General features: G+C 60.0%; 6 protein-coding genes. 1 reads left to right on the top strand and 5 read right to left on the bottom strand.

From position 1 onward, the window contains the following. Positions 1 to 141: 141 nt before the first annotated feature. The 5 genes from HMPREF1992_RS07890 to rsmG form a co-directional block, all read right to left on the bottom strand. The gene (locus HMPREF1992_RS07890; protein WP_037359088.1) at positions 142 to 366 is read right to left on the bottom strand and encodes a type II toxin-antitoxin system RelB/DinJ family antitoxin; all 225 of its coding nucleotides are present in this window, start codon (positions 364 to 366) and stop codon (positions 142 to 144) included. 43 nt (positions 367 to 409) lie between these two features. Next, positions 410 to 1030, bottom strand: coding sequence for a sigma-70 family RNA polymerase sigma factor (locus HMPREF1992_RS07895; RefSeq protein WP_021685365.1), 621 nt, complete (start codon positions 1028 to 1030; stop codon positions 410 to 412). Between the two features lie 276 nt (positions 1031 to 1306). After that, the gene (locus HMPREF1992_RS07900; RefSeq protein WP_231366975.1) at positions 1307 to 3406 is read right to left on the bottom strand and encodes a GGDEF domain-containing phosphodiesterase; all 2100 of its coding nucleotides are present in this window, start codon (positions 3404 to 3406) and stop codon (positions 1307 to 1309) included. Between the two features lie 92 nt (positions 3407 to 3498). Beyond that, positions 3499 to 4569: a hypothetical protein gene (locus HMPREF1992_RS07905; RefSeq protein ID WP_021685368.1), complete on the bottom strand. Its 1071-nt coding sequence runs from the start codon at positions 4567 to 4569 to the stop codon at positions 3499 to 3501. Positions 4570 to 4766: 197 nt separating this feature from the next. After that, positions 4767 to 5468, bottom strand: coding sequence for a 16S rRNA (guanine(527)-N(7))-methyltransferase RsmG (rsmG, locus tag HMPREF1992_RS07910; protein WP_037359093.1), 702 nt, complete (start codon positions 5466 to 5468; stop codon positions 4767 to 4769). A gap of 246 nt (positions 5469 to 5714) precedes the next feature. On the opposite strand from rsmG, the gene HMPREF1992_RS07915 reads away from it, so the two are divergent. Beyond that, positions 5715 to 9021, top strand: a 3307-nt coding sequence (locus HMPREF1992_RS07915) for a hypothetical protein (RefSeq protein WP_021685371.1), incomplete at its 3' end; no start/stop codon positions are given.

Below are 9021 nucleotides of genomic sequence, written 5' to 3' on the forward strand. Positions count from 1 at the left end.
GAAGTGGCGAGCACAGCGAGCCGATAGGGGCGCTTGTGACGGCTGCCGCTTTCTTACGATAGAAAAGCTATATCGTCCAGGGCGCCCCTTCCACCGCTCCGCGGTCCCCCTCCCCCGTGGCGCACGGGGGAGGCTTTATGTTCAGTGCTCTCCGTCGCTCCACGTCGTATCCGTAAAGAGATCGAGTGACTCGCCCGGCAGTGCACGCTGCGCGGAGATCTCGAACGGGACACGCTGCTCGCGCACACATGCGATCGCGAACATATTGATCGCCGTCGACATATTCATGCCGACCGCACCGCAGAAATTCTCAAAGTTCTTCTTGAGTTCAGCGTCCATGCGAATACTAATACTGGTCTGTGCCATGTAGTACATCTCCTTTACAAATCCATTCTTCTATCACAGAATATCATATTTCGCATAGAGTTGCAACCCCCGCTCCCTCCCGCAGCTTGCGCAGCAGATTCGCCTTGCTCTTGCTGACAGCGCTCGCAGACGTGCCGAGGAGTGCGGCGATGCGGCGCAGGGTCAGGTCACGAAAGTAGTGCAGCGAGAGAATCTCCTTCTCCCGGTCCGTCAGGCGGTGCATCACGGAGCACAGCAGTTCGCGCACAAGCAGGCACAGATCGGCACGTTCCGCCGTATCCTCCGCGCCGCCGATGTGTTCCCACACATCGCGTCCATCGGCGTCCCGCTCGGGATGACACGTACGCTCCCAGAGCCGCCGCTCACGCCGAAACTCCGTGTAGAGTGCGTGGTGCACGCGCCCCTTTACGAATCCTGCAAACGGCGCGCCGTGCTTCGGATCGTAGTCATGCAGCGCCTCGATAAAGGCGAGTACAGCGATATTCTCCGCATCGGCTGCGAGTGCTGCGCTGCGCAGATACGAGATCCGTGACTCATTGACAATCAGCCCGCGGTAACGCGCATGCATCTCTGCCATTGCGCCTGCTTCCCCGCGCACGGCGCGCATGATGAGTGCATCCTCCTCCTCCTTTGTCAATGGCGGATAGTTCTTTTTCTCCTGCATATTGTGTTCCTCCTTCAAACATTTGTTTTATTAAGAGGAAGTATAGCAGAGGAAAACATATGATGCAAAATGCACATCAGCGTGATGGACATAGAATCGCACGCAGCAAAAAAGAGGCGCCCATACAAGGCCGCCCCTTCCACCATGCTTCGCATGGTCCCCCTTCCCCGCTGCGGCGGGGCAGGCTATTCTGCTATATTAGCTTCCCCCGTCAGAACGGGGGAAGTACCGAGCGAACGCGAGGCGATAGGGGCGCTCCTCGATGCGCTTCCGCCCCTACTCCTCGCTGTCCTCCGCGAGTGCCGTCGTCACCGCGCTGATAATCTGCTCATTGATTGCCTGGACACACGAGATCACATAGTCACGCTCGCCCAGCTGGAACGGCACGAGATGATGCAGCCGCAGCATGCGCCCGCCATCCGGCATCACCTTATAGAACAGTACCGCAACCTCCTCACGCCCCTCCTTATCCTCGAGAACGGAGCGGAGATGTTTCTCACTGTAGAACTTCTTGAACAATTTCTGCTCGGCAGGGAGGATCTTCTCCTCAGCGTAGTGCGCGACCAATTCCTCGAAATGCCCATATTCCTGCATATAGTTCACTTCATAAATATCGCGGTAGAGCTGCATCACCTTGCGTGAGCCGAGGTCGAAGAGATCCACGCGGTCATAGAGCGCTACAATCTGATTCAGCGCCTCCTGCATCGACCCCGCCTCTGGGCTGAACCGCGAGATATTCACCGTCGCCATCAGGAACACCGCGCGCGTATCATCCACATCGCGCGTCACGAGGCGCAGGCGCACCGAGTTGAACGAGCTGCGCGTGATAAAGTCCGTATAGACCTCGCGCCCCGTCCGATCCGCCTCATCCATCATGCGCTCGATCATACGCTCATTCTGGCGCTTGCGCCGCTCGTAGTGCGGCGTATGTGCACTGTCCTCATCCAACTCGATGTTCTGCAGGAACATCTTGAACATCCGGCTCTGATAGAGGTAGCGGATCTGCCCGTCCTCCTGCTCCAGGATTGCGAGCGAGAGCGCATCGCCGATCTCGGGCGAACCGCGCCGTTCAATCGCCTCGTTTGAGAGCACGTTGATCGCGCCGATCTCCGAGTAGTAGCCGCCAAGACGCAGCGGCTCGACACGAACCTGCGCCGTCTCCCCGTGGCAGTAGGCAACCGCCTTGTCAAACGGCATCGGCGGGCTGAAGAGATACCCCTGCACCTTCTCACAGCCGATCTCGCGCAGGAACGCAAACTGCTCCTCCGTCTCCACGCCCTCCGCGAGCGTGTGCATCCCAAGCTCCTTTGCCGTGTTGACAATCGCACGGATGACGATCGCAGCCTTCGGATTCGTATCGAATGAGCGCAGGAAGTTCATATCAATCTTCAGTACGTCAAAGACATAGTCCTTGAGATTGTTCAGCGAGGAGTACCCGCTGCCGAAGTCGTCCATCCAGACCTCGTAGCCCGTCGCACGGAACCGCGCGATTTCGCCCTGCAGGAATTTCTCATCGTCACTCTGCGCACCCTCCGTCACCTCGATGTTGATAAGAGAGCGCGCGATATCATAGCGCAGCCGGACATCCTCCACCGCCTGCACCATATCCATCAGACGGAAGTCCGCACGCGACAGATTCACCGAGACGCGCAGCAGCTCCCAGTCTGGAATATCGCGGCGAATCTGCACCATATCCTGACAGACTCGCTCGATGACGTAGAGATCGAGCTGCGGCGAGAGATGTGCATCCTCGAGAACAGGCACGAACACCCCCGGCGAGATCATGCCGTGCGTGGGATCCTTCCAGCGTGCCAGTGCCTCAAATCCGCAGATCTCGCGCGTCATCGCACGGATCTCCGGCTGGTAGTAGACCTCGATATAGCCCTCGCTCATCGCCTCCTGGAACGAGCGGATGATGTGGCTGCGGAAATTGATTTCCTCCTCCATCGCCGGGTTGAACTCCGCCCACGTCAGATCGTACGTATTCTTGATGCTGTTGCACGCAATCTTCGCGCGATCCATGATGAGCGCAACATCCGTCAGTCCATTCGGCGGCTGATAGATCCCTGCCTTGACCTCCATCGGCAGCCCAAGATCGTAGACGCGCACACGCTCATGGATGAACTGGATGCAGTCCCCGGGCTGCTCAGAGTGCGTCGCCACTGCGAAATGATCGTCGTTAAAGCGCGCGACAAGCCCGCCCTCGAACGTCTCGCGCAGGAGATCGGCCATATAGCGCAGGAGACGGTCCCCATGCTGGAACCCGTAACGCTGATTAAAGCTCTTGAAATTTTCAATATCAAAGTACATGAACGTCAGCGGCTCGGCCAACACATCCTGCAGATGGGTGGTTGCGTGGCGCATGAACTGCATCATGTTGAGCAGTCCCGTAACCTGACAAAGATCGCGCTCGCCGTATTGTTCGAGCAAAATATCCCCCCTCCTATTACGCCTCTTGTTTCGTTGGATCAAAACGAAATACGGGCATACTCCTCGATCATATCGCGCAGGCTCATTCCGCCCGACCCGGGTCCTTTTGGTGCCCCGCGCATTTCCTTTGTAATCGCCTCATAGAGCGCATCCTCGATTGATCCGGGCACCAGCTTCTCCCACCGGCGCGGATCGTAGGTACGCTCCTTTACATCGTTGTTCGGACGCCCCGTTACCTCAAGCTCCGCGAGGAACATGACCTCCCGGCGCGCCTCACTGATGTAGTAGTGCTCCAGGAAATACCTTGCCGGACGGATCTTCCCATCCTCGCCCACCGGCGCACCCGTCGTATTCTCCACGAGGCGCACCCATGCATCGATCATAAACTCTTTGTTGCTGTAGGGACGCGGAACCCACCTGGTATTCTGCGCGTCCATATAGTATGTAAATCCATTGTCCTCAAAGAGCGTCTTGTAGCGCGCATTCTTCTCGCGCCTGTGCTGCCTCTGCGCCGCCTTCTTCTCTGCGCGTGCTGCAGCCGCATCGGCGCGCCTCTCCGCCTTATCCGCAGCCAGAGCCGCCCGACGGTCCGCCTTTACTGCGGCGCGATCGGCCTTGGCCTCTGCGCGTGCCTGCTGGCGGTCTGCCCGCTCTGCCGCACGTGCAGCCTGGCGGTCGGCGATCTCCTTCTGCCGTGCAGCATAGGTGCTCGTTCCGGTGCCCGTGGGAGCAACAGACGCCTCAGCAGCTGATGCAGCCTCTGAGGCCGGCGCTGCTGCAGGGGATGTATCCGTCAGCGCAGGCTTCGCCGTTGGAGCGGGCGGCGCAGACGGTGCCGACACCTCTGGAGTGACCGTGGTGCTCCTCGGAGGAGCTGCCTTTGCCGCTGCGCGTGCCGCCTTTGCATCCGCAATCGCCTGTCGGCGCGCTTCCTTCGCGGCAGCGCGCTGCGCCTGACGCTCCGCGCGTTCCGCAGCCTTCGCTGCACGCGCAGCATCCCGCTCCTCCACCGTCGCGGGACGAGCGGCCGCCTCCACAGTCTCCGCGATCGGCGCAGACAGGAGCAACATCGTCAGCGTCCCGAGAGCTAGACCTCTCCATCGTTTCATCTCGTCATCCCCTTATCGAATCGTATGCTGCGCAAAAAGCGCAGCATATATACGTAGACTCATCTTTATATTGTTCGACGCAAAGCAGATAAATCCTTCATTAAAAGGATTTATCTTTCATGTTCGTTGTCTCGCTGCAGCTGCCCTTCCGCCGCTTGTGCGGTCTGGCTCCCCCGTGTCACACGAGGGCGGCAGGGTTATTTTATATGACGCCGCGGGTATCCCTTTGGTGTCGGACGCTCCTTGCGTACCGAGAGAATCGCACGCACATCATCAAGTCCCGGCAGATGCACGGGACGCGCAAGTGTCGTGCCGCCGCCGAGCCGCCGCGCGGCACCCGCGCCCTCCGCCGCCTCCTCCGCATACGCACGTCCCTTGAGCGCGAGCAGCGTCCCGCCCACGCGCACGAACGGCAGGGCGTACTCGAGCAGTACCGGCATGCGCGCCACCGCACGGCTCACTGCAATATCATAGTGCTCACGATGTTCTGTCTGCCGCGCCGCCTCCTCCGCACGCGCGTGAACAGCAGCGGTATTCGTCAGCCCCATCGCACGCGTCACCTCCATGAGGAACAGCACGCGCTTTTGGAGCGCATCCATCAGCGTCACGCGGATGTGCGGCGCATAGACCGCGAGGGGGATCCCGGGCAGTCCCGCACCCGTCCCCACATCGATCAGCGTCTTTGCCCCATCAAACAGCGCGGCATCGTACGCCGTCAGGCTGTCGATGATATGCTTCACCGCCACGTCCTCCGGGGATGTCAGTGCGGTCAGATTGATGCGCGTATTCCAGTCGGTCAGCATCTCGTTATAGACCGCGAACTGCGCGATCTGCGCATCGGTCAGCGGGATCTCTGCCTCCGCCGCACGCACCGCTAGGATCTCCTCAAAAACAGTCATAGGTGCCTCCTTTGCCGCTTTCATTATAGATTCTTCCACGCACACGGTCAAAAAAAATTTTCGCTTAATAAATCTTGTTTCCCCTTGAAAACACAGGTATTTCCAGAAAATCGGGACTTTTGATTCCTGTTATTTATGACAGTACGTTTTTTCTGAGAATATGCTACAGTGAAATTGGAGAGGAAGAATCGGCATGATTCAAGGTGCCCACATCGGATGTATTGATCTTGAAAGGAGTCGATCATCATGAAACACCATTCTCAGCGCAGCAAGCGTCCCCCATCACGGACACTTGCCCCACGCATCCTCGCTGCCCTCACGGCGGGCGCGGTGACGCTCGGCGCGCTCCCGTACGCGTACGCCGATCCCATCGTCGCCTCCTCCGTCACATCGGACACGGTGACAGAGGACGGGGTTGCGGGCAGCATCGACGGATCGTCCGCCACCATCACCGTCGGCAGGACGGGCGACGGCGATACGCCCCGCCTCCAAAGGGCAACCCCCTCGGAATGGAGCTTCGCCTACGGGACATACCTCAAGTCGTCCGTACCGCTTGCGAACATCCACGTCACAAACGGAAAGGCGATAGTTCGAAGCGGTACCCTGCACGATGCTGTCGGCACCTACATCGAACTGATGCAAGGCGGTACTGCGCGCGTGGAGAACAGCACGGCGGAGGCCTCGGGCGGCACGTTTCTGTTTAACTTAACCCTGGTTCCGTCGCTCACCGGCGGTGAGGTGAGTATTGAAGGAGCCGGTACACATGGCGTGGCGGAGGTTGTCCGCAGCCATGCCACGTTTACGGGCGGCACGTTCGGGTCAATCGGAGTGTCAGGCGGCAGAGCATTCAGCGAAAACGACACACGTGCCGAGGCTCTTGTCGAGGAAAACACCGCCACCTTTACGGGCGGCAACATTTCCCCTGACGGTCTCTCTATGACCGGCGGTTATGCCTATGCAGAATCCCTCAACACCGCTGCGGCAAAGGCACTGCGGAATCGTCTGACCGTTCATACACCTACAGGTATTAGGTCATTCGATCTGGTCGGAGGCCAGGCAACGACCAGCAACGGGAGCAGCCGCAGCGCACAGGCAAACGAGAATGTGATCAACGCCAAGACAAGCGTATATCAAAGGCTCATTGGCGGATTTGCATGGAGTCATCCGGCATATTCCACTTCGGTGCCTGCCCCGCTCAGCACGGCGGAGGCGAACCGGAACAAGATCTGGATCGCGGCAGGTTCCGGTGAATTCACAGGTCGGAGTGTATGCGGTTGGAGTGAGCTCAACGACAACCAGATCACCGAGCTGCGCGGAGCGGCGAACGAGAACGAGTTCTCCATCGGGGGCGGCACCCTCCGCCTCACCTACGGCGGCATGAGCGAGGCGGTAAATTCCCGCACAGGTGCGGACAGCGTCGCGCGGGCGGAGGCAAACAAGAACAAGGTCTGGTCAAAGGCGGACACGCTCGAAGGCGACCTGCTGGGCGGATCTGCCCTGGCGTGGACGACCGATGGCAGAGCGGAGGCCGCAGCGCACGAGAACGAGATGTATGTGAATATAGGCACCTATCAGTACAACATCTACAGCGGCACTACCAAAGCAGTGTCCGAGAACGGCAGCGCTGTGGCACAGGCGACGAAGAACTACCTCTCCACCGAGACGAACGTCATGCAGGACATCATGGGAGGTCTTGCATCTGCCGAGGCAAAGGGTACCTTTGACGTACTGGCAAGCGAGAACTTGCTCAGTCTGAGGGGCGGCGCACGCAGCTTCATCGGCGGCTATGCCGAGGGCACGCAGCGAGACAGCGGCACCTACGTCCTCCAGAGCACGGGCACGGCGAACGAGAACAGTATGGAGATCCGCTCCACCGGTACATTCACCGACAAGAGCGCGGGCGGTTACGTCCATATCACAGCGAACAATACGAAGCTGCTGTCTGCTGCCGCAGCAAGGAACGATGTTCTCCTGCAGGACGGCACGTTCAACGAGGATGTGGCGGGCGGCAGGAGCTTTGCCCGGAATACGACGACGGCGGCGGACAGCGTCACGAATGCCGCAGCGAATGAGAACACCGTCAACGCCTTGGGAGGCACGTACGGCGCGGGACTCTACGGCGGCTCGGCGTATGCCGAGGCAAAGAGGGAGTTCAATGCGAGCGCCAACAAGAACAAGCTGGCCGTCTCCGCGGGGGCAAAGAACTTCATCGGCGGCTACGCCGAGGGCAAGCAGTTTGCGCCCGGTGAATCGGTGACCCACAGCACCGCAAAGGCGAACGAGAACAAGGTCTGGGTGGGTGCAGGCGCAGGGACATTCACCGACAAGAGCGCGGCGGGCTACAGTACGATCGAGACGAACAATGTCGCTGAACCAAAAGCCGAGGCAAACAGCAACCAGCTCACCATCCGTGCCGGCACGTTCCGTGAGGACGTGACGAGCGGCAGAAGCTTTGCGCGGAACACGTCTGCAGGCAGCGCGGCAAATGCCGTCGACAACCGCCTCTGGGTGTACGGCGGCACCACGCAGTTCCAAGGGCATCTCTTCGGCGGCTCTGCCGAGGCAAGAGCAGCGGGCAATAACAGCGCAGAAGCGGAGGCATCGGGGAACATTATCCACCTGATGAAGGGCACGGCGTATGACGGGGATGTCTACGGCGGCATGGCGCAGGGTGGCTCCGACACGGGCAATGTCTACCTCAAGTCCAATTACAACGAGCTCTACATCCACGGCGGCACCTATCGCGGCAGCATCTACGCAGGCGCGGCTCTGGGCGATCCCGCAGCGGATCCAAACGATGTCCACGAGGAGGTGCACCACAACAAGATCGAGATCTCGGGTGCAGACGATCTCTCCTTCGCAAGTCTCTACGGCTATCGGCATCGCGTCGGCGGCGCGGGGGCCTATGCAGCCGACAACGAGCTCGTCCTAAAGGATACGAAGAATATCACGGTGAAGAGCGTGGAGGGATTCAACCGATTCGCGTTCTATGTGCCGAGCGATATCACCGAAGATGATACGATGCTCTACGTCAGGGACGATACGAGGAACATCGATCTCAGCGGCAAGACGGTCGATGCCCATCTGCAGGGCAGCACCTCGCTCCCGAACCGCATCCGCCTTCTCCATACGGTAAATGCGGAGATTCTCAATGACGGCACAGCCACGATGACTGTGCATGAGGGCATCTCCGGTACGGAACGCATGAGCGTGACGACGAACAAGAAGGAGCTGATCGTGCGGCGTGACGGCGTCACAACCGATGCGGGTGTTCCGGTGCCCGTACCGTCGGCGCCGAAGCCTGACGAGAAGCCGCTGCCATCGGGAGCGACCCCGCCGACACCACCTGGCTCGCCGTCGATTACACCGCCGGGCGGGATCGTCACACCTCCGCCGACACCGCCCGCACTGCCGCCGGAGACGCCTCCGCCGCCTCCGACACCACCTCCAACACCTCCGACACCGCCCCCAACACCGCCGACACCGCCCCCAACACCTCCGACACCACCCCCAACGCCTCCGACACCACCTCCAACACCGCCGACACCACCTC

The sequence above is a fragment of the Selenomonas sp. oral taxon 892 str. F0426 genome, from assembly GCF_000468035.1.
GTDB lineage: Bacteria > Bacillota > Negativicutes > Selenomonadales > Selenomonadaceae > Centipeda.